This window comes from Pseudomonadota bacterium (assembly GCA_022361155.1).
GTDB lineage: Bacteria > Myxococcota_A > Polyangia > Polyangiales > JAKSBK01 > JAKSBK01.
In genome coordinates this window covers 1-1,103 of the sequence record JAKSBK010000039.1, presented here as the reverse complement: position 1 = coordinate 1,103, position 1,103 = coordinate 1, and the positions used below count along the sequence as shown (strand labels likewise).

The window sequence follows — 1,103 nt, the reverse complement described above, 5'->3', positions numbered from 1 at the left end:
TCACGACCACAATCAGCTAGCCGTGCCTCGGGGTGAGTTCCGCCAGCTCTCCGCGGGCGCCGACCACACGTGCGCGGTGAGCACCTCGGGTTTCGTTGCCTGCTGGGGAGCCGACAGGCACGGCCAGAGTTCGCCCCCACCAGAGCTGTCGGGACCCTTCACGACGCGTCCGTGACTGCTACTACCAGTTCGTATCCGTGGAAAACAACTCCCCTAACGCCAAGGACTACGACATCAAGCTCTGGATGTTCAACTGGAATGGCATCACACTCGGCACGACCCATGGCATCGCATGGTCGGCGTGGGAGGATTAGCGGCCCTAATGGCGGCGAGCGCACGTAGCGCTGTCCTGCGGAGGGGGTGTGCGTTGCTGGTGCTCCTGTGTGCCTGCGACTCGGGTGGCGCAGCGGGCATCGGGGGCAGCGCGGGTGGCGTGGGAGCGGCCGGTGGCCGGGGCGACACCCGCCCCTGGAGCGGTGCCGGTGGCACGGGCGGCTGGGCGGCAACCAGCGGCTGGGGCGGGGTTGGTGGCGCCCGCCCCTGGCCCGGCGGCGGAGCCGGCGTGGCGGGCGGCTTCGGCGGCTGGATGGGCGCGGGCGGTTGGGCCGGAGCCAGCCACTGGGGCGGCGCCGGTGGTGCTGGGATCGCCGCTGGCTGGGGTGGCAACGGCGGCTCGTTGGGCGCGGCCGGGCTTGGCCACTCGGGATTCCAGTGCAACATCCTCTTTCCCCCACCTCCGCCACCGGGTGCTACCGCGGGCGTTAGTGGTACGCCGGGCATCTACTGCGGACCGGGGGGCGTAGGCACACCCTTCTTGAGACCAGGCACAACTGCCTGCCAGGGCGCCGGGGTGCAGGAGCTGTTGTGTTGCACGCCGGCGGGTGGCTGCGCTCTGCAGCTCGGAAACACCTGCGTGCCCAACGACGACACCATCGACTCGCCCGCACAGGCTTTCAGCTCCTCGTGCCCTCACGCCACATTGAATCTCGATTGGCTGGGCAGCTGCGCCATGGCCGGCTGCTGCCGCCGGGACGGCAGCTGCGGGCTGTTCGCACCGTATTCGTGGGGTGTGTGCGTCGATCGCGCCCACTTCGCGGACAGGG

General features: G+C 70.1%; 1 protein-coding gene. It reads left to right on the top strand.

Features of this window, described 5'->3' with window-relative positions:
• Positions 1-367: 367 nt before the first annotated feature.
• A partial coding sequence (locus MJD61_01195) for a hypothetical protein (protein ID MCG8553896.1) occupies positions 368-1,103 on the top strand: 736 nt, incomplete at its 3' end.